The organism is Diaphorobacter sp. B2A2W2 (genome assembly GCF_056730635.1).
Genome location: NZ_JBWZOR010000009.1, coordinates 146,297 through 166,133 on the forward strand (window position 1 = coordinate 146,297; position 19,837 = coordinate 166,133).

19 protein-coding genes and 3 pseudogenes are annotated in these 19,837 nt (G+C 64.7%); 6 read left to right on the forward strand and 16 right to left on the reverse strand.

From position 1 onward, the window contains the following. Window positions 1-51: 51 nt before the first annotated feature. The 9 genes from AC1PPL_RS15025 to AC1PPL_RS15065 form a co-directional block, all read right to left on the reverse strand. Window positions 52-1,431 (reverse strand): SLC13 family permease, encoded by a 1,380-nt coding sequence (locus tag AC1PPL_RS15025; protein ID WP_479973629.1) that lies wholly within the window; start codon window positions 1,429-1,431, stop codon window positions 52-54. A 42-nt stretch (window positions 1,432-1,473) separates the two neighbouring features. Then, complete coding sequence (gene arsH, locus AC1PPL_RS15030; RefSeq protein ID WP_479973630.1) at window positions 1,474-2,241, reverse strand: arsenical resistance protein ArsH; 768 nt, start codon at window positions 2,239-2,241, stop codon at window positions 1,474-1,476. Continuing rightward, entirely contained in the window at window positions 2,201-2,623 is a 423-nt protein-coding gene (gene arsC, locus AC1PPL_RS15035) for an arsenate reductase (glutaredoxin) (RefSeq protein WP_479973631.1), read from the reverse strand. Before arsC ends, arsH begins: the two co-directional genes overlap by 41 nt. A 21-nt stretch (window positions 2,624-2,644) precedes the next feature. Continuing rightward, entirely contained in the window at window positions 2,645-3,658 is a 1,014-nt protein-coding gene (arsB, locus tag AC1PPL_RS15040; protein ID WP_479973632.1) for an ACR3 family arsenite efflux transporter, read from the reverse strand. A 69-nt stretch (window positions 3,659-3,727) separates the two neighbouring features. Beyond that, window positions 3,728-4,222, reverse strand: a complete 495-nt coding sequence (locus AC1PPL_RS15045; protein WP_079364899.1) for an arsenate reductase ArsC — start codon at window positions 4,220-4,222, stop codon at window positions 3,728-3,730. Between the two features lie 11 nt (window positions 4,223-4,233). Then, on the reverse strand, window positions 4,234-4,797 hold the full coding sequence (locus tag AC1PPL_RS15050; protein ID WP_479973633.1) for an ArsI/CadI family heavy metal resistance metalloenzyme: 564 nt from the start codon (window positions 4,795-4,797) through the stop codon (window positions 4,234-4,236). An 11-nt stretch (window positions 4,798-4,808) separates the two neighbouring features. Next, window positions 4,809-5,138, reverse strand: coding sequence for an ArsR/SmtB family transcription factor (locus AC1PPL_RS15055; protein WP_479973634.1), 330 nt, complete (start codon window positions 5,136-5,138; stop codon window positions 4,809-4,811). Window positions 5,139-5,147: 9 nt separating this feature from the next. Continuing rightward, complete coding sequence (gene arsJ, locus AC1PPL_RS15060) at window positions 5,148-6,395, reverse strand: organoarsenical effux MFS transporter ArsJ (RefSeq protein ID WP_479973635.1); 1,248 nt, start codon at window positions 6,393-6,395, stop codon at window positions 5,148-5,150. 10 nt (window positions 6,396-6,405) lie between these two features. Continuing rightward, window positions 6,406-7,449, reverse strand: a complete 1,044-nt coding sequence (locus AC1PPL_RS15065; protein ID WP_479973636.1) for an ArsJ-associated glyceraldehyde-3-phosphate dehydrogenase — start codon at window positions 7,447-7,449, stop codon at window positions 6,406-6,408. 435 nt (window positions 7,450-7,884) lie between these two features. Here AC1PPL_RS15065 and AC1PPL_RS15070 point away from each other — a divergent pair, with 435 nt between their 5' ends. The 6 genes and pseudogenes from AC1PPL_RS15070 to AC1PPL_RS15095 all read left to right on the forward strand — a co-directional run. Next, window positions 7,885-9,876, forward strand: coding sequence for a ParB/RepB/Spo0J family partition protein (locus tag AC1PPL_RS15070; RefSeq protein ID WP_479973637.1), 1,992 nt, complete (start codon window positions 7,885-7,887; stop codon window positions 9,874-9,876). A 423-nt stretch (window positions 9,877-10,299) separates the two neighbouring features. Beyond that, the gene (locus AC1PPL_RS15075; protein ID WP_479973638.1) at window positions 10,300-10,836 is read left to right on the forward strand and encodes a JAB domain-containing protein; all 537 of its coding nucleotides are present in this window, start codon (window positions 10,300-10,302) and stop codon (window positions 10,834-10,836) included. Between the two features lie 700 nt (window positions 10,837-11,536). Next, complete coding sequence (locus tag AC1PPL_RS15080) at window positions 11,537-11,989, forward strand: single-stranded DNA-binding protein (RefSeq protein WP_479973639.1); 453 nt, start codon at window positions 11,537-11,539, stop codon at window positions 11,987-11,989. Between the two features lie 77 nt (window positions 11,990-12,066). Further along, window positions 12,067-12,513 (forward strand): annotated as a pseudogene (locus AC1PPL_RS15085) (DUF932 domain-containing protein); the annotation flags it as partial. A gap of 162 nt (window positions 12,514-12,675) precedes the next feature. After that, the gene (locus AC1PPL_RS15090; protein ID WP_479973640.1) at window positions 12,676-13,122 is read left to right on the forward strand and encodes a hypothetical protein; all 447 of its coding nucleotides are present in this window, start codon (window positions 12,676-12,678) and stop codon (window positions 13,120-13,122) included. Between the two features lie 173 nt (window positions 13,123-13,295). Then, window positions 13,296-14,057, forward strand: a pseudogene (locus AC1PPL_RS15095) (HsdM family class I SAM-dependent methyltransferase); the annotation flags it as partial. Window positions 14,058-14,234: 177 nt separating this feature from the next. Here the strand turns inward: AC1PPL_RS15095 and AC1PPL_RS15100 are convergent. The 7 genes and pseudogenes from AC1PPL_RS15100 to AC1PPL_RS15130 form a co-directional block, all read right to left on the reverse strand. Further along, a pseudogene (locus tag AC1PPL_RS15100) lies at window positions 14,235-14,957 on the reverse strand (TrbL/VirB6 family protein); the annotation flags it as partial. A 12-nt stretch (window positions 14,958-14,969) separates the two neighbouring features. Then, window positions 14,970-15,398 (reverse strand): hypothetical protein, encoded by a 429-nt coding sequence (locus tag AC1PPL_RS15105; protein ID WP_479973641.1) that lies wholly within the window; start codon window positions 15,396-15,398, stop codon window positions 14,970-14,972. Further along, entirely contained in the window at window positions 15,395-17,905 is a 2,511-nt protein-coding gene (locus AC1PPL_RS15110) for a VirB4 family type IV secretion/conjugal transfer ATPase (RefSeq protein WP_479973642.1), read from the reverse strand. The genes AC1PPL_RS15105 and AC1PPL_RS15110 overlap by 4 nt, the downstream gene beginning before the upstream one ends. Beyond that, window positions 17,889-18,221, reverse strand: coding sequence for a VirB3 family type IV secretion system protein (locus AC1PPL_RS15115; protein ID WP_234265044.1), 333 nt, complete (start codon window positions 18,219-18,221; stop codon window positions 17,889-17,891). The genes AC1PPL_RS15110 and AC1PPL_RS15115 overlap by 17 nt, the downstream gene beginning before the upstream one ends. A gap of 18 nt (window positions 18,222-18,239) precedes the next feature. Next, window positions 18,240-18,524, reverse strand: coding sequence for a TrbC/VirB2 family protein (locus AC1PPL_RS15120; protein WP_234265043.1), 285 nt, complete (start codon window positions 18,522-18,524; stop codon window positions 18,240-18,242). Then, on the reverse strand, window positions 18,521-19,030 hold the full coding sequence (locus AC1PPL_RS15125; protein ID WP_479973643.1) for a lytic transglycosylase domain-containing protein: 510 nt from the start codon (window positions 19,028-19,030) through the stop codon (window positions 18,521-18,523). The genes AC1PPL_RS15120 and AC1PPL_RS15125 overlap by 4 nt, the downstream gene beginning before the upstream one ends. Before the next feature lie 10 nt (window positions 19,031-19,040). Next, window positions 19,041-19,250 (reverse strand): hypothetical protein, encoded by a 210-nt coding sequence (locus AC1PPL_RS15130; protein WP_234265041.1) that lies wholly within the window; start codon window positions 19,248-19,250, stop codon window positions 19,041-19,043. Window positions 19,251-19,837 lie beyond the last annotated feature (587 nt).

Consider the following 19,837-nt stretch of genomic DNA (forward strand, 5'->3'; position numbering starts at 1 on the left):
TCATGCGGTCGCAATGGACGGCACGCGTACTGATTCGCTGAATCGCAACTGCTACGACAACGCCGCCAATCCCCAGAGCGTCAACACCACCACGCAGACCAGGTCCAGCGACAGGCCGGCTCGCAGCATGTCGCGCTGGCGCACCCGGCCCGAACCGAACACCAGGGCGTTAGGCGGCGTCGCCACGGGCAGGGCAAACCCGCAGGAGGCGGCCAGCGCCACCACGATCACCAGGGTCTCCACCGGCAAGCCCATCTGGCTGGCGACGGCAGCAAACACCGGCACGAGCAGCGCTGCAGCGGCGGTGTTGCTGGCGAACTCGGTGAGCAGCACCATGAAGGCGGCAACCGCCAGCAGCATGGCCCACGGTGCCGCGCCCTGCAGCACGCTGGCCACCTGTTGACCCAGCACAAGCGAGGCGCCCGACATGGCGAGCACTTCACCCAGCGCCAGACCGCCGCCGAACAGGATCAGCACACCCCAGTCGGTGTGCTCGGCGACGTACCGCCAGCTCGCGAGACGCAACGCCACCACGGCCACAGCAGCGGCCAGCGCAAACACCGTGTCCGGGCTCTGGATGCCCATTTTTTTGAGGGGCTCGGCGCCGAATGTCCAGCCCAGCGCGGTCAAGGCAAATACACCCAGCGTCAGAACCCGTGGCCCGGTCCAGGGCACGTCGGTGGCGGTGATGTCGATACGTCGGTCCAGGTGCGGGCGCAGCACCAGCCGCAGGGTGAACACCATCAAGGGCATGAGCAGCAGCACCAGGGGCAGACCGATCCAGAGCCATTGGGCAAAGTCGATGCCCGCCGCGCGCGCCGCAATCGCGTTGGGCGGCGAGCCGACCAGGGTGCCTATCCCGCCAATGCTGGCGGAATAGGCCACGCCCAGCAGCACAAAGGCGAAGGTCCGCCGCTCCCGCTGCGGGTCGAGCGGCCCCAGGATGCCCAGGGTCAGCGGCAGCACCATGGCCGCCGTGGCCGTGTTGCTGATGCCCATGGACAGCAAGGCCGTCACGCCGAACAGCAGCCACACGGCGCGGCCCAGATGCCCGCCCGAGAGGGTCAGCAGGAAGCCGGCCATCTTGCGGTCCAGCTGCTGGGCACGCAGTGCACTCGCCAGGGCAAAGCCACCCAGAAAAAGGAACACGATGGGGTCGGCAAAGGGCGCCAGGACCTGGACCGTGGTGAGGCCCGGGAACCCCAGCGCCAGAGCGCCGATGGGCACCAGCAACGCCGTCACCGGCAGGGGAATCGCCTCGGTCAACCAGAGCACGCCGATGAAGACCAGCAGGCACAGGCCCTTGGTGACCGAAGCCTCGTAGGGCAGCCAGGCGTACAACGCCAGCGACAGCACCAGAGCGACCAGAAACGAGAGCACAGCCCGGCGAGCCGAGACCACGCCCCCGTCAGCAGCGGCTTCAGGGCTCATTCGAGACAAGGCGTCATGCTGCTTTGATCACGTCTTCGGAGGTCACACCGCCTTGGGCAGGTTGACCCGACGCATCAGTTCTTCGGCGCTTTCCTTGCGCTCGCTGTAGCGGTCCACCAGGTAGGGCGAGACGTCTCGGGTCAGCCAGGTGAACTTGACCAGCTCCTCCATCACATCGACCACCCGGTCGTGGTAGCTGGACGGTTTCATGCGGTCGTGGTCGTCGAACTCCTGAAAGGCCTTGGCCACGGATGACTGGTTCGGGATGGTGACCATGCGCATCCAGCGGCCGAGCACACGCATCTGGTTGACCGCGTTGAACGACTGCGAGCCGCCGCACACCTGCATCACCGCCAGCGTCTTGCCCTGGGTGGGGCGCACGGCGCCGGCCGCCAGGGGGATCCAGTCGATCTGCGCCTTCATGATGCCGGTCATGGCGCCGTGGCGTTCGGGCGAACACCAGACCATGCCTTCGGACCAAAGCGTCAGTTCACGCAGTTCCTGCACCTTGGGGTGGCTGTCCGGCGCGTCGTCGGGCAGGGGCAGGCCACTGGGGTTGAAGATGCGCGTTTCCGCGCCCATGGCTTGCAGCAGCCGGGCGGCTTCTTCCACCAGCAGGCGGCTGAAGGAGCGCGGACGCAGGGAGCCGTACAGCAGCAAGATGCGCGGCGCATGGGCCGAGTTCGGACGCAGCAGCCGCGCCGGATCGGGCACGCGGAAATGTTCGGCCTGCACCTGCGGCAGATCGGCCAGGGGTTTGGAGACGGACTTAGACACGGCGACCTTTGGTATCGATGACAACTTCGCCATCTTCCTTGATGAAGGGGCCTTGCTGCGGGTAAGGCAGGATGTCGAGCACAACCTCGGAGGGGCGACACAGGCGCACCCCCAGCGGCGTGATCACGAAAGGACGGTTGAGCAGGATGGGGTGCTGCTGGATGAAGGCCAACAACTGTTCATCGGTCCACTTGGGGTTGCCCAGGTCCAGCTCGGCGTAGGGGGTGCCTTTTTCTCGCAGCACCTGGCGCACCGTGGCGCCCATAGCGGCGAGCCACGCCTGGATCTGCTGTGTGCTGGGCGGATTTTTGAGGTATTCGATGACCGTAGGTTCCACGCCGCTGTTGCGGATCATGGCCAGCACGTTGCGCGAGGTGCCGCAGGCGGGGTTGTGATAGATCGTGATGTCGGGCATGAAGAATGGTCTGATGCGGGTTCAGGCGGTGCGGGGTTTCCAGGCGTTGACGATGGCCACGAGCGAGAGCATCACGGGCACTTCCACCAGCACGCCCACCACGGTGGCCAGCGCTGCGCCAGAGTTCAGACCGAACAGCGAAATCGCCACGGCCACCGCCAGCTCGAAGAAATTGGAGGTGCCGATCAGGCAGGCCGGCCCGGCGATGTCGTGCGGCAGCTTGAGCCACTTCGCGCCCCACCAGGCGATGAAGAAGATGCCATAGGACTGCAGGATGAGGGGCACGGCGATGAGTGCGATCACGCCGGGTTTTTCGACGATGGTGCCCGCCTGGAAGCCGAACAGCAGCACCACGGTGGCGATCAGACCCACCACCGACCAGGGCTTGAGGCGCGCCACAAATTGACCCAGTGCGGTGGGCGACTGTTTCACCAACAACTGCCGGGTGGCCATGCCCGCCAACAGCGGAAGCACCACATACAGCACGGTGGAGAGCAGCAGCGTCTCCCACGGCACGGTCACATTCGTCACACCGAGCAGAAACGCGGCAATCGGCGCAAACGCCACCACCATGATGAGGTCGTTCACCGATACCTGGACCAGGGTGTAGTTGGCATCGCCCTTCACCAGTTGGCTCCACACGAACACCATGGCGGTGCAGGGCGCCACACCCAGCAGGATCATGCCGGCGATGTACTCGCTGGCCGATTGCGGATCGACCCAGCCCGCAAACACATACTGGAAAAACAGCACGCCCAGCGCCGCCATGGTAAAGGGCTTGATCAGCCAGTTGACCACCAGGGTGAGCACCAGGCCCTGAGGCTTCTTGCCCACGTCCTTCACCGCATGCCAGTCGATCTGGATCATCATCGGGTAGATCATGATCCAGATGAACACGGCGACCACCAGGTTCACTTGCGCGATTTCCATCGCGGCCACGGCCTGGAACACGCCGGGCATGACCAGCCCGAGGCCCACACCGGCCAGAATGCCCAGCCCGACCCACACGGTCAGGTAACGCTCAAACACACCCATCGTTCACACCTCAAAAATGAAAAACGCCCGATCGCATGGCGACCGGGCCAGAGATTCGAAATCAACCGATCAGGCCTTCTGACGGCCGATGTCCACCAGTTCTTTTTGCAGTGCCAGGCGGTCGAGCTTTTCAAACGGCAGGTTGACCATCAGGGCGATGCGGCGGCTGAGGACCATGAAGGTGTCGGCAAAAGCCTTCTTGGCGGCTTCGTCGTCGCCTTTGACCTCGGCAGGATCGGGCACGCCCCAGTGGGCCGACATCGGCTGCCCGGGCCATACCGGGCACACCTCGCCAGCCGCCTTGTCGCAGACCGTGAGCACGAAGTTCATGTGCGGCGCATCGGCCTGCGCAAACTCGCTCCAGTTCTTGCTGCGCAGGCTATCCGTCTTGTAATGGTTCCGTTGCAGCAGTTCGATGGCGTGTGGATTGACCTGGCCAGCCGGGTGGCTGCCGGCGCTGAAGGCGCGGAAGCGACCGCCACCCAGGTGGTTGAGGATGGATTCGGCCATGATGCTCCGGGCCGAGTTGCCGGTGCACAGGAAGAGCACGTTGTAGACGGACATGGGAAAACCTTTCAGCAGCAGCGGGTTGCAGAGGAGGGAGCGGTGGAGGAGGGCGCGCAGCACGCGCCTGCAGTGACGGAAGAGTTGGGGGTGCAACAGCCGGTTGCTGGGGTGGATGACCCGGTGGCTGGAGCGCAGCAGTTCGTGGCTGTAGCGCCGCTCGGTGCGCAGCAGGCCGCAGCCGAGGCTTCATCAGCCTTTTCCCGGAACACCGGGATGTTTCCCAGGGTGTGGAAGTGTTCCCACGCAATGCCCTGCGGGTCGGTGATCCAGTGCTTTTCGCTACGTGCATAGCAGCAGGTGGTCGCACCTTCATCCAGCAAGCTCATATCGGCGACGGTGGCTCGGTCCTTCAGGGCCTGCAGTTCTTCGGCGTTGTCGGTCTGGATGCCCAGGTGATCGATACCGGGCTGCTCGCCCCGCGTGGAAATGGCAAAGTTCACCGGCGGGTCTTCGAGCATCCACTTGGCGTAGTCCGCCTCGGTGCGAGCCGGCTCTGCTGCAAAGAGTTGGCTGTAGAAGGCAATGCTCTGGGGCAGGTCTGCTACATGCAGATGAACATGGAAACGTTTCATGGTTTGCCTCCTCAGCAGTTGTCGCAGTCGAGCTTGGTGGGTGTTTCCAGGCAGGCCTGGCCCTGGCAGCAGTGCGCCGTCAGGTAGGCCAGCAGGTCGTTCATCAGCGGAATGGATGCGCGGTAGAACAGATTGCGGCCTTCGCGCTCGGAGGCAATCAACCCGGAGTGGCTCAGTTCTTTCAAATGGAAGGACAGGGCAGTGGATGCAATACCCAGTTCTTCCGCCATGTGGCCAGGGTTCAATCCCTCAGGCCCGGCCACCACCAGCAGGCGGAAAATCCGCAGGCGCGTTTCCTGGGCCAGCGCCCCCAGCGCCTTGACGACATCGGTTTCTTCCATGGGGTCACCTCAGGTGGCTTGGGGACTGGGCAAAGCCAGCTTGGTCGGCAGCGCCAGCGTGAGCAGCCAGCAGGCCAGCAGCATCAGGGCCGAACCCGCCAGCGCGTACAGCAGGCCGCCCCACTGGTAAAGCAGGCCCGACATCAGCGTGCCGAAGAAGCGGCCCAGCGCGTTGGCGGCGTAGTAGAAGCCTACGTCTTCGGCGGCTTTCTCGCTGCCGGCGTAGGCCAGGATCAGGTAGGAATGCACCGAGGAATTGACCGCGAACGCAAAGCCGAACAGGCCCAGCCCGCCGACCACCCACCACTGCAGGTTCGGCAGCTCCAGCCACACGGCCACCGCGATGCCGACCGGGATCAGCGCCAGTGCCAGCGACCACCCGCGCGCGGCGGGCACCTCGCTGGTCAGACCGTCCGGGCTGCGCTTGACGAGGTTGGGCGCCAGCGCCTGCACCAGGCCGTAGCCGATGGTCCAGGCGGCGAGGAAGCCGCCGACCATGGTGAAGTTCCAGCCCTGCGAATACAGGAATACCGGCACGCCGACCACAAACCACACATCGCGCGCGCCGAACAGCGCCACCCGCGCGGCGGCCAGGCCGTTGATGCCGGCGTTCTTGGCGAACAGTTCCTTGGCCGACTTCGATGCCTTGGCCTTGCCCATCATCGGCGGCACCGACAGCACCACGCCCGCCAGCACCAGCACCAGCAGGCCGGCCATGGCCCACAGCGAATGCTGGAAACCCAGCGCCTGCAGCAGCACGCCGCCCAGGAAGAAGCCGAAGCCTTTCATGGCGTTCTTGCTGCCGGTGAACCAGGCCACCCACTTGAAGAGCTGGTTGTTGCCGCCGTCCTCGGCCTTGGCCTGTGCCTGCGTGACCTTGATGGCCGACTTGCTGGCGGTTTTGGTCAGGTCCTTGGCCACGCCGCAGATGCCCTGCGCCACCACCACCCAGGCCACCGACATCGCCGCCGTCCAGGCCGGGTTGAGCAGCGAGAGCAGGGTGAATCCTGTTATCTGCGTGACCAGACCCACGGTCAGCATGCGCTGGATGCCGTAGCGCGTGGCCAACCAGCCGCCGATCAGGTTGGCCAGCACGCCAGCCGCTTCGTAGAGCAGGAACAGGAACGCCAGCGTGAACGGCGAATAGCCCAGCCGGTAGAAGTGCAGCAGCACCAGCATGCGCAGCGCGCCGTCGGTGAGCGTGAAGCCCCAGTAGGCGGCGGTGACGATGGCGTAGTTGCGGGTGGCAGTGTTCATCGTGCCGCGATCAGATGTCGACAGATTCCAGGTGGCACGCGAGGTCCACCATGCGGGTGGCGTAGCCCATCTCGTTGTCGTACCACGCGTAGACCTTGAGCAGCGTGCCGTCGGTCACCATGGTCGAGAGACCATCGACGATGGAGCTGCGCGTGTCGCGCGCGTAATCGGCGCTCACCAGCGGACGGTTCTCGAAGCCCAGGATGCCGGCCAGCGGACCGTTGGCGGCGGCTTCGAACAGGGCGTTCACTTCCTCGGCCGTGGTCGCGCGGTTGAGTTCAAACACGCAGTCGGTCAGCGAAGCGTTGAGCGCCGGCACGCGCACCGCGTGGCCGTTGAGCTTGCCCTTGAGTTCGGGGTAGATCAGCGCGATGGCGGTGGCGCTGCCGGTGGTCGTGGGCGCCAGGTTCACCATGGCGCTGCGCGCGCGGCGCAGGTCCTTGTGCGGCGCGTCCACCACCAGATTGGTGTTGGTCGGGTTGTGCAGCGTGGTGATCTGGCCGTGCTTGATGCCGATGGCTTCGTGCACCACCTTCACCACGGGTGCCAGGCAGTTGGTGGTGCAGCTGGCGGCGGTGACGATGCGGTCGCGCGCCGGGTTGTACAGGTGCTCGTTGACGCCGACCACGATGTTCAGCACGTCGCCCACCTTGACGGGCGCTGCGACGATCACGCGCTTGGCGCCGCGGTCCAGGTGGCCCTGCAGGGTCTCGGGCGTGAGGAACTTGCCGGTGCATTCCAGCACCAGGTCCACGCCCAGGTCGCCCCAGGGGATCTCGGCGGCGGTGGCGTGTTCGCTGAACGACAGGCGGCGGTCGTTGATGCGGATGGCGTCGCTGCCCTCGGCCGCGATGTCGGCGCGCCACTTGCCCTGCACGGTGTCAAAGGCCAGCAGGTGGGCGGTGGCGGCAGCGCCCCCTTTGATCTCGTTGAGGTGGACCACCTCCAGGCGGTTGCCGCTGCGGGGGTCGATGGCTTCCCGTTCGATGGCGCCGAAGGCCGCGCGCAGGGCCAGCCGCCCCATGCGGCCCATGCCGTTGATACCGACTTTCATGTGAGGAACTCCTATATCTTCAATGATTCAACGTTTTTTGAATAATAGCGGATTGCCATGAAAGTTTTGTGACACGTGGCGAACGGGAAATGGGCTCACCTTGGTCCCTCCGGTGGTGCTAGACAAGCTTCGCACCCCCTGCGCGCCGGTTTCACCGGCTTGCCTGGCCTTTGCGGGCGCTCCCCCCGTCAAGGGCCGCTGCGGCGCCCGTGTCCTCGGCTGCGCCTGCGGGCCGCGCCAGCGCCTTCGCTTCCTCCCTTGACGGCGCACCCGCGCCGGCCCCAGCTGCTGCCCATGGCCGCGAAGGGCTTCGCGGCCCCTGCGGAGCCCAACACCCAAGGAGAGCGCCCATGCACAGCAACGACTGACTTCCAACCCGTTTTCGATGTCTTCCATTGTTTGAACAAGGTCCCCGTATGGGACAGGAGATTTCACATGAACACCGTTACCCAAACCGAAACCCTGGCCTTGAGCGCCGTGGCTGCTGCGGCAGTCCTCAGCACTGCCGCCATTACCGGTGAATCCGTCACCGTGCCTGAAGTGGCTCCCTACGAGCTGCACCTGATCACCTTGTCGCGGCTGCGGCCTTCCAGCCGAAACGTGCGTCAGAGCGGCGGCACGGCCATTCCCGAACTTGCCGCGTCCATCGCCCGCGTGGGTTTGCTGCAGAACCTGACCGTCATCACCTCGCCCGATGAACAGTGGTTCGAGGTGGTGGCCGGGCGTCGGCGGCTGGCGGCCTTGAAGCTGCTGGTCAAGCGCCACAAACTGGCCAAGGACCACCCGGTGCCTTGTCTGCTGGTGCCCGACACCTCGGCCCGCACCGTGAGCCTGAGCGAGAACGTACAGCGGGAGGCCATGACCCCGGTGGATGAACTGTTCGCCTGGAAGTTGCTGGTGGCCGAAGGCCGGTCGCTGGAGGACATCGCAGCCGACTTCGGCGTCACTCCGCTGGTGGTCAAGCGACGGCTGCGGCTGGCGAACGTCTCGCCCCGCTTGCTGGCGGACTACCAGCAAGGCTCTGTCTCGCTGGAGCAGTTGATGGCCCTGGCGATCACCGACGACCATGGTGCGCAGGAATCCGCGTTCTACGAGGTGCCGCAGTGGAAGCGCAACCCGGAGTCCCTGCGGGACCACCTGACCCGCGACGAGGTGGACGCCTGCCGAGATGCGCTGGCGCGCTTCGTGGGCGTGAATGCCTATGAAGCGGCAGGGGGTGGCATCCGGCGCGACCTGTTCGCGGACGAGCAGAAAGGCGTGTTCCTCACCGACGCGGGTTTGCTGGAGACGCTGGCCCGCGACCGGCTGGCCGATGCGGCCGAATCGGTGCGTGCCGAGGGCTGGGGCTGGGTGGATGTCACGCCGCGCGTGTCGTCGGCCGAACTGCACACCTTCCAGCGGGCGCGGCGCTCGCGCCGTGAACCCACCAAGGCCGAAGCCAAACGCATCGAGAAGCTGGGAGCGGAGCAGGCGCGGCTTCAGGACAAGCTCGATGACGAGGACGACGACCTGAGCGATGACGGTGCACAGGCACTACACGAGGAACTGGACCGGTTGGGCGATCAATTGGACGCCATTGAACAGACCCTGGTGGTCTACGACCCCGGCATCGTCGCCATGGCCGGGGCGGTGGTGTCGGTGGACCCCATGGGGGCCGTGGCGGTGCATCGTGGGCTGCTGCGCGAGGAACAGGTCAGGGCGCTTCGGGCGCAGGCGCAGCCGATACCGGACGCAAATGCAGGAGGCGAGGGGGAGCCAGCAGAAGCACCAACCAGCCGGGGCGTGCTGTCCGAGAAGCTGGTGCGGCGCCTGAGCGCGCACCGCACCGCAGCCCTGCAAGCCGAGGTGGCTCGCCATCCCCGCATCGCCCTGGTGGCTCTGGTGCACCAGTTGGCGCAGCGGGTGATCCTGGGTGGCTACGGTACGGCGCCGGTCAATATCAGCGCCACACCGCAGGACCGGCTGGAACAGCATGCGCCGGACGTGGGGGAGGCACCGGCTGCTCTGGGCCTGCGAGCCGTGCGCGAGGCTTGGGCGGTGCGTTTGCCGGAAGACCCGACGGCCCTTTTTAACGAACTGCTGGCGATGGAGCATGAAGAACTGCTGTCGCTGCTGGCTTTGTGTGTGGGCCTGACGGTGTCGGCCGTCGCTCAGCGCGAGAACGAAACCCCCGCTGCGCTGCTGGCGCAAGCGGTGGGGCTGGACATGCACAGCTGGTGGACGCCCACGGCGGCAGGCTACTTCGACCACGTATCGAAGGCGAAGGCACTGGAGGCCGTCCAGGTCTTTGCGCCGGGTGAGGTGCAGCGGCTGGCGAAACTCAAGAAGGCGCAGGTCGCCAGTGAAGCCGAGCGGCTGGCCGCTGGCTCGGGTTGGTTGCCGCAGATGCTGACCGAGTCTGTGCAGACCAGTGAAGCGCTGAACTAGCAAGAGCCGGAAGATCACCTGGTTGCTTGATTCAGCGACAGGTTTGAAATCGCTCCATCACATTCCGGCCTCGGCCGGGATTTTTTTGGCGTCTCCGGCACAGCCGGACCGCGCTCTGGTGCTGCGCATCGAGCCACCAGGCCACAGGTGTCCTGGCGTCTCGACCCTGTCGGGCGCCGATCGCTGACGCCTCCGGCCGTTGGTGGGCCCCCGGCCTGCGCGCTGCGCTTGCCTTCCTCACGCCTGCAGGTGTGGTGGGGCTGGCTTGCTGTTCCCTTCATCCTTGCACACCGTTCTCGCTGTCAAGGTCTGCGCGCATTGCATGCGCTGGCGGCCGGTCGGCCGTCTTCGAACCTGTGACCGCTGCGCTGCGGCGTGCCGGTTCCGGTCTCGGGCAATCCCGCCCGATCACTGGAGTTGGTCATGCAGCACGATCTGTTTTCTTCCCTCGATTCCTTCCAGGCACTCTCGGTTGCCGCTTCCGCTTTGCTGGTGCGCGATGTCGCGGGCCAGTACCGTCCGGCCGAGGCCGACGAGGTGCTGCTGGCGGCGCAGCAGTTGCTGGCCGCCCAGGTGCGCGGCAGCGACCTGATGGACTCACCCGCTGTGGTGAAGGACTTCCTGCGCGCCCGGCTGGGACACCTGCCGCATGAGGTTTTTGCCGTTGTGCACCTGGATGCACAGAACCGCGTGGTGGACTACGTCGAGATGTTCCGGGGCACGGTGAGCCAGACATCGGTTTACCCGCGCGAGGTGGTGCGCGATGCGCTCCTTCGGAACAGCTGCGCCCTGGTCCTGGTGCACAACCATCCCAGCGGCGCGGCCCGTCCATCGCGTGCCGACGAATACCTGACGCAGACGCTCAAGCAGGCGGCGGCGCTGGTCGATGTGCGGGTGCTCGACCACTTCATCGTGGCGGGCGACGCGGTGAATTCGATGGCCGAGCAAGGGCTTGTGTAACCCTTGGGGCCTTCGGCCCCAATTTTTTGTTCTTGATCAGCGCGCGGTGCGCGGGCACAAAGGAGGGCGGATCACGGCCGGTGGTCACCGGCAGCACAGGGGGCAGCGGCCCTGTCCCGTGCCCGGGGATCGCGGTCTGGTTTCCTTCCCGCTGCGCGGGAACGAGCCCGCTGAACGAACTGACTTTCGGTTCGCTCCCGCCGCTGCGCTGTGGTCCCGTCCCGCCCGCCAGATCGTCCCCCCGGTCACCCGCCATGCCCGAAGCCAGGCCGCTGGGAATAGCGGAGACAGCGAACCCCTGAAGTGATCGCAGCGGCTCGAACGCCGCGCCAGTCGCTGCGCTTGGTGTCACGCCGTCCGCAGAGACGCCGCTGCTCAATTCATTCGGTCGCCTGCGCTTTGCTGATCGCCCGAAGAGGCTCGGGCAGCGCGTGCGCCAATGGGCCCACCGTCATCCCCCCACGGCGCCCCCATCCACAGGTGAGGGGGACTTGTGGGGGGATCTTTCAGCGGTGGGCCAGGTGACTGGCTCACTGTTTCGTGCTGCAGGGTTTCCCCATCCCCCACCCCTTCCCGAGGGAAGGGGCCTTGCCCACCCCCCGCCCGCCCGTGGGCGGGAGCGAGGGAGTCCGAGCGAGAGGATCGGTTTTGAGGAGCCCGGATCGGGGTCCGGCTGGTCGCTCTTGCAAGGAGTTTCACCATGGCCAACGTTCAAGTCATCCAGCGTCATGCGCACCTGGCATCCGCCGTCAAACTCGAATTCGTCAACGGGCGAGAGGGCAAGGTCGCCAAGGCGGTGTTGACCGCCATCAGCAACAGCCGCCGAGGCAGCGGCGAAGAGCGGTCCGAGGAAGCCACCGCGATCCAGTGGACGTTGTGGGCCAAGCAGGCCGAACACGCGGCCGAGTACCTGGGCAAAGGCTCGCACGTGAACATCGTCGGCCGGGTGCGCAACAACAACTACCAGGATAGCGACGGCGTCGAGGTCTACGGGCTGGCGTTCACCGTGGACGAAATCGACTACCTCGACAGCAAAGCCGAAGGCGAGGCCCGCCGCGCGCGCGAAGGTGCAGGTGATCCACCCGCAGCCGCCCCCAGCGCACCCACCCCCAGCCGCAAGGCCCGCAGCGAACACCAACCGGCGCACGCCTGACGCAGCACTCCGGGCGGTTCGGCCGCCCGGCTTCCCTCATTCCATCTTTCCCGATTCTTCGATCCAGGAGCATCACCATGATCTCTACCGCCCATTCCCCCCGTCTGGCCGCCCACTTTGGCCAGAACACGTTTGTGATCCGCAGCGAGACCCCGCTGGCCGAAGACCAGATGCGCCGGGCCGCGCCGTCGATCTTTGCCGAAGGCAAACACGGCAGCCGCTCCGAGCGCTACACCTACATCCCCACCATCGACGTCCTGCGCGGTCTGCGCCAGGAGGGCTTCGAGCCCTTCATGGTGGCCCAGAGCAAAAGCCGCATCGAAGGCAAGACCGAGTTCACCAAGCACATGATCCGCATGCGCCACGCAGGACAGGTGAACACCCGGCCCGAGGCCAACGAGATCATCCTGATCAACAGCCACGACGGCGCCAGCAGCTATCAAATGCTCGCTGGTCAGTTCCGATTCGTCTGTTGCAACGGTCTGGTGGCGGGCGACATCACCAACGACATCCGCATCCCCCACCTATGTGCAGTGCTCGACTATGGTGAGGCAAAGCCCACGCAGCAATGAGCGGCGCTCAATGCCACAGGCGTAGCAGCCGCGGCGTCGCACGTGGTCGAAGGATCTTCTGTACATAGTTGCCCGCGTCGGATGCAGTGGCGTCTCCACCACTTGGAGATCCACATGAGTCCGACCCGCCCCTTGACAACACCTGCCAGCGCCGCAACCGCCGCTTGCTGCGCACCGTTGGCTGCACACCTGCCGGCCTACCGCCAGTACCTGCTCGACCGTGGCAACGTCGATAGCTACGTGCGTAGCTGCGAAGCCGCCATCGCTCACTTCTCGTTGTGGATGGCGCAGTCGAAGAGGCCCTTTGCTGACATCAACGAGGAACTCGTCGCCGAGTTCACGGAGGAACATCTTCCTCGATGCCAGTGCGCAACCTCGGCGCGTCGGCGCGAAGACGTGCGGGCCGCCTTGGTTCATCTCTTGGTCGTGCTGCGCAGTGTGGGTGCCATCGCCCCAGAAGCACAGGACACGACACCCGTAGGCGACGATGCACCTGCTGCAATCGGGCGTGCCCTTCAACGTCATCGCGCTGTGGCTCGGCCACCTACCACCAGTACCTGAGCGAACTCACCTACCTGCTGTTCCTGAAAATGATGCAGGAGACCGGGCAGGAAGAACGCCTGACGGTGTTCAAGTCGCCCAAGAAGGGCGAGCCCAAGTTGTTGCAACCCGGCGTGCGCTGGGCCGACCTGATCAGCGCCTCCGCGCCCGACCGGCTCGACACCTACAAGGAAATGCTGCTGGACTACGGCCTGCACGGCCAGGGCGCTGTGCAAGCCATCTACGCCAACGCCAACACCTTCATCACCAAGCCCACCACGCTGAGCAAGCTGGTCACTGAAATTGACGCGCTCGACTGGTACAGCGTGCAGCGCGACGACCTGGGCGACCTGTATGAAAACCTGCTGGAACGCAACGCCACCGAAAAGAAGAGCGGCGCCGGCCAGTACTTCACGCCCCGCCACCTGATCGACAGCATCGTCACCGTGCTCAACCCCAAGCTGGGCGACGTGATCCAGGATCCAGCGGCCGGCACATGCGGCTTCCTGATCGCCGCCAACAACCACCTGCGCAAACACAACGACTTCGACAGCCTCAAGGAAGAAGCCCAGCGCCGCTACCGCCACGACACCTTCTACGGCATGGAGCTGGTGCAAGACACCCACCGCCTGGCACTGATGAACATGCTGCTCCACGGCATCGAAGGTGGCGTGGACTACGGCGACACCCTGAGCGAGGACTACCGCAAGCTTCCGCCCGCCACGCTGATCCTCTCCAACCCGCCCTTTGGCACCAAAAAAGGCGGCGGCCTCCCCACCCGAACCGACCTCACCTACCTCACCAGCAACAAGCAGTTCGCCTTCCTGCAGCACATCTACCGCAGCCTTCAGCCCAAGGGCCGCGCAGCCGTGGTGCTGCCCGACAACGTGCTTTTTGAAAGCAACGTGGGCACCGACATCCGCCGCGATTTGATGGAGAAGTGCAACCTCCACACCATCCTGCGCCTGAAGTTTGCCGAGGCGTTCCCCAGCGCCGAGATTGTGTCGACACTGTCGGCAAAATTGAGCTGGAGCCACCTGGTGGCCACCCGTCAGGGCCGAGGCGAGGCTGGGCGCCTGGAAGCAGAGGATAGCCATGAGGATCATGAGCACGCAGTAGCGGGTGGCTTCGCCCAGCACGTTGAAGGTGCTGCCGAGGAAGCCGCCACCGTCGTGGATGGCCTTGAACATGGCGGCGCCCATGTAGGCGCTCAGGCCCAGCGCGAAGAAGGCGAACCAGGTGAGCACCACGGCGTTCAGCACCATGGACAACCAGCTGTCGAAGAACCGGGCGGTGGGGCGCCAGGCCAGGCATAGGATGAACAGCGGACCGATGGCAATCACGAAGGTCAGGAACAGCTTGGCGAGCGTGACGACAAAGAGGGCGATGCAGAGGAAGAAGACGGTGCCGATGGAGAAGATGCCGCCCGCTAGCAGCAAGTCCAGCCGAAGCACGCTGGCTTCTTTCATGATGTCGGCTACCTGAGCGCTGGCGTCGTCGTTGAATTTGTCGAGAAGGGCGTAGGGCGAGCTGATCGTGGCGGGGTCAACGCCAGAAGGCAGAAAGGTGCTGGCCACGCCCATGGCCAGCGCGTTGGCGGTGTCCGACACGTTGCTGATGTAGAACCCTGACTGCAAGGCAAAGGCCAGCACCAGCCCGATCTTGAACACCTTCCAGACGAAGGTGGGCACGGTTTCGGACACCTCATTGCGCAGCACGGCCCAACCGTAGAGCGCCACCCACACCGTCATGGCCGACAAGGCAATCGGGGTGATCGCGGACATGAGCGAAGACACCACACCGAGTACGTAGGTGCTCAGAATCGCGTCGAAGTTGGAACCGACCCAGGCGAACATGACATCGCTCCCTTATTGCACGGCCGGGTAGGGCAGGTTGGTCGGGGGCGGCGCGAAGACTTTGACGCACTTGCTGCCCAAATCAGGGTACTGGCACTGCAGCCACTGGCCGCCGGCCTTCACTACCCAGATCCGCGAGAGCTTGGTCGTGCCGTAGCTGGACTTGCGGCAGGTGCCTTCGCGCGCATAGACCTCGGTGCATTCCAGCAATCCGTCACCCGTCTCCACCATGTGCCAGGGGCCTGCGTGGCAACCCGCCTGAGCGAGGCAGGGCTTGGTCTTTCTGATGGGACCGGAGCTGGGCAGTGGCGCCAACTCGACCAACCGTTCACCGGTGGTTGAGGTGCGAACCGCCTCGTTGCCTTTCACGAATTGGGCGCTGGCGCTCGTGCTGAAAACGACAAGCGTCAACACAATGGGAAGGGTGTGAAACCGGTTCATGTCGCTCTCCTGGAGTTGCGGGATTTGCGATCCTGAACCTCGCGCAGCAGCACGGGAAGCCAGAGAAACGGATCGTTACCGTGTTGTTCACGAACGGTGTCCAGCAGGGCGACGTTGTCGGTGGTGGCCGACAGCACGGTCACGAAGTCCTGTAAACCGCTGAGGTCCAACTCGCAGATCGCGCTGCTGTGCCCTTGTTTGACCAGGAAGCGCCGGCCACCCTGCGCGCCCAGGCTGCGCACGATGCCGAACTCGGCTTCGCTGAGACCAAAACCTTCGACGTATTCCTCGCGCACCGCTTCCGGGTTCGCCAGAAAGATCTTGGTCACGCTCTGTTCCACCATCGTGCGGCCGATGGGGTGGCGCAGCACGTCGGATGGGCTCTGCGTATCAAAGATGCCCAGCCCGTTCTGCTTGCGGATCGTCTTCTGCTTCTGTTTGGCGAAGTCGCTGAAGATGTCGTGGTCCAGCGCTTTCCAGAACTCCGAGATCACATAGATCAGCCGTTCGCCGTTGACCAGCTCCTCCATCACCTGGAGCAGGTACAGCATGACCGGCGTGCGGACCTCGGGCAGGTCCAGAAACTCGGTGGTGTCAAACGCGATGACCGATGCGGACTGCAGGTCCATCAGCTGATCGTTGGCCTGGTCGAACACCCAACCCAGAGCGCCGCCCTCGCACCAGCGGCCCAGCCGTTCGTACAGGCTGTTCTCGCCAGACTTGGGCAGGTTCTGGCGAATGGTCGAGAACCGGCGCAGGGCGGTCGGCATCATCGCCACCGTCTTCACGGCGTCGGCGATAGCGCGCTCATCGGCCGGCAGCAGGGGCAGGGCGGGTGTGGCGATGCAGGTGCGCACCAGCTGCTCCCAGAACTGGATGCGGGCCGGCGTGGGGTCGCGCTGCAGCGGGTTGAGGTGGGTTGGCTTGCCAGCTTCGAGCGTGAAGTACCGGCCGTTCATGGCCCGGATGGCAATCTCGCAACCCCGGTCCAGATCGAACAACACCAGTCGCGGTGCCGGGTCCCACTTACGCGTCAGCGTCAGCAGGAACATCTCCAGGGTGGTTTTTCCGACCCCGGTGGACCCGATGATGATGGTGTTGCCAGGCAGCTTCTTGTCGGCCGAGTCTTCGCCGTCGGGGCTGCTGTGGAAGTTCAGATAGAACGGTTGGCCCGATGGCGTCCTCAGCAGGGCCAGCGCTTCACCCCACGGGTTGCCGTCGCGCTTGCCACGGGCGAAGTTATGCCCACTGCTCAGGGCAGCGAAGGCGCGGGAAGACAACTTGGCATCGCGCGGGCGCCACTGCCAGTTACCGGGCATCTGGGCAAACCAGGCGGCATCGGCCACCAGGTCCACCGGCGACATCTGCAGGCTGGACGACTCACCCACGGCGCCAATGGCCTGAGCCGCCCGTCGTCCGGCATCGGCCAGGCTGTCTTCCCCCGGGTTGCCGAAGACCACCAGGCTGTAGTGGTACTCGCCCATGCAGAACTGGCCATCGCCCAGCTCGTTCAATGCCTCGTCCATGTCCGCGATCTGGCTGGAAACCACATCGTCGCTGGCGATCAGCTGATCGCGTTGCAGCTCAAGGGCACGGGTGGCCTCGCGGCGCGGCAGGATCGAAAAACTCTGGGTCTCGATGAACTCGCTGTCTTCGTACAGCAAGGCGTTGAGGATGCCGGGTTCAACAGCATCGGCGTATTCCTTGATGTCCACCAGGGCTGCGCAGCGCCGCTGATCCCCATTTCTCAGCTCCAGCTTGTCGCCGCCAAATGAAAGGCGGGTCGAGGGCAGGGTGCGGTGCAGTGGTCCGGCAGTAAATGGCACGGGCTTCCAGTACCCGTTGACCAGGTAACCCAGAAACTCGGCGACTTCCGAATAGAGGCGGCCCCGTTTTTCACGCACGCCCAGGAGCTGCGGGCCAAACCCGCGCAGCACCCTGTGAACGAACGCGGTGCGCTCTTCCATCACCCGCAGCGCTTCGGCATGGGCCTCCGCTATGGCAGCCTTGGACCGCTGCGGCGACTGCAGCGCCCGGCTGATGCGGGAGGCGGTGGGCCGGTAGACCAGGGTCAGGTACAGCTCGTTGCTCATCATCGCCCGCTGGTTCAGGTGCGCCTGATAGGCCTGTGACAGGTCTTTGGCAAACCCATCTTCCGCTGGGTCGCTCAGAGCATCCTGAATCTTGCGGTGCAGCCGGTGGGTCCAGATGGCCCACTGGCCACCCGAGAGGTTGCGCAGCAGGCTGCAAAGTGCTTCGTGTCGTTCCGTAACCAGGTAGTCGTCGGCGCACTCGAAGGCCACACCGTCGAGCCGCCACACCCGCAGGAAATCGCCACCACGGGTGATGACATCGTGGTCGCTCAGCAGCGAAGAGAAGGGTACGAACCTGGTCAATGGGTTCTCCGCCAGAGCCTGCGACCAGTGGCGAGGCTGCGGGCCACCTGCCACAGGGCGTCGCGTTGTGCGGCGTGCGGCCTTCCCCGAGCGGTCAAAGATGCCAGTCATCGGACGCTCCCCGAAAAAGGGTGGGTGAGTAGCTGCGCGCGCACCAGAACCGCCGGTTGCGGTCGTGCAATCGCAGCTTGAGTGCGATGAAGATTTGCCGAAACCGCTGGTCGTCTCGGGATGTCACCCAGCGCATCCAGAACAGGGTGGGCACGAAGGACACCAGCACGCCCACTGCGATCCACCAGCTCACGAGGATGCCGCCCCACATCATCAGCAGCATCCCGCTACCGAAAAGCACCACCAGTGGCACCAGCGGAATGCCCAGCTTCATGGCTGGGCGGGTCGCGCCCTTGTAGATGGTTTCGGCTTGCATGGGGGGTGCCTGCTGAGGTCAGCTGACGATGTAGCTGGCGAATGCGGCTGCACCACCGACCAAGGTTCCACCGATCAGGATGTTGGCCACATCGGCCAGCCGGGCGCCCTGAAAGATCATCTTGAAGCCGGCCCAGATGATGGCGATCGTCACCACGGCTACAGAGATCGTCACCAGGATCGCGTTGACGTTGGTGACCGTCGTGTTCACCTTGTCGAAGCCTTGCGCCCAGACCTGGGGTGGCAGCAACATCAACAGGCTGAGGGCACGGACCTGGCCTTGAGACAGTTTCTGGCGATTCATGACGGCTCCTTGGATGAGGGGTTGGAACGAGGGTGGGGCAGTGAGCTGGCAGCGGCGACAACCTTCTGCACATAGCCATGGCGAAAGCCGGTTGAGAAGTTGCCGCTGTAGTAGCAAGAGAGGGCTTTGCGCAGGGCGGACTGAAGGGGGGCCGCCCCACTTTGTGTCAGGCCTGCTCGGTCGAAGCATTCCGTCAACACGGACTGCATGGCCGACAGGTTCTGGCAGGGGTCGAAGGCACTGCTGGTGTTCAAACCCAGGCGCTGAAAGTTGCTCACGTTGATTTGTCCCAGGCCGACGCTGAAGTTGCGCCCGGCGGTGAGCAACTGATTGGCAGTGGCCAGTGCTTCATCCCGGTTGTCGGGCTGGCGGCGCAATGCACCACCCACCACGCCGATGGCCCAGGGGTTGAAGGCGCTTTCGACGGAGACGAGCGCTTGAGCCGTGGAAAGATGGACTTGTGGTGCACAGGCCAGTGCCAGTGCCGCAAAGGTGGAGGCTTCCATGGCGCTGGCCTCAAGGACGAGAGCGAAGCCAGGCCGCCCGGTCGTCGTCGTACTGGGTGTCCCAGGTGCCGAGCTGGGACTTCGCGACCGGACTGAAATCCGTCACCGTGTCGCCACCCATGTCCCACCAAGTGCGCGTGAACTGCTTTCCGTCGATGGTGACCGTGATCGCACCGGTGTAGTCACAGGTGTAAATCGGACCGCTTTCGGCCTCGTGCACACGGGTGTACTGGGGCGGGCAGTTGCCCGGTGCTCGGGCCCACGCATGCCTGGCCGAATGGCCAGCGCCGGACATCCCGCAAGTGGGGAATGCCTTACCCCGGGCCAGGTCCTGAAGTACCTGCCGAATCGGCGGCACACATTGAGGGATCGACTTCCAGCTGGGTGCCGCGAAGCACAGCAACACCAGGCAACCGTCTACGGCATGCGCGGCCGTGGGGGCGAGAAGACTCACCGAAAGCACCGCGGCAGACGCCACTGCCGCGCGTGACTTCCGGCTGGTGGCTGCTGCGCGCGTTGCTCCGGAGCGCGAGACCAAGTGCCGAATTCTTGAAAGGATAAAGTCCATCAGACACCTCACAGTTCCTGCATCCGCTGGAGGTGAAGGTCACTTCATCTCGCTGGGTGCTGTGAGGTCAATGTAGGACTGGGAGAAGCCTGTTCTGCTGCTGGATTTGGGCTGTTTTCCAGCGCTTTCGCGTTGGTTGCATCATGGGTTTCGTGAGGCAAGCCCAAAAAAAGAAAGCCCGGCACAAGGGTGGGGCAAATTTATGAAGGCAGCTGTGCAGCGGAAGCAGCCGTTGGCAT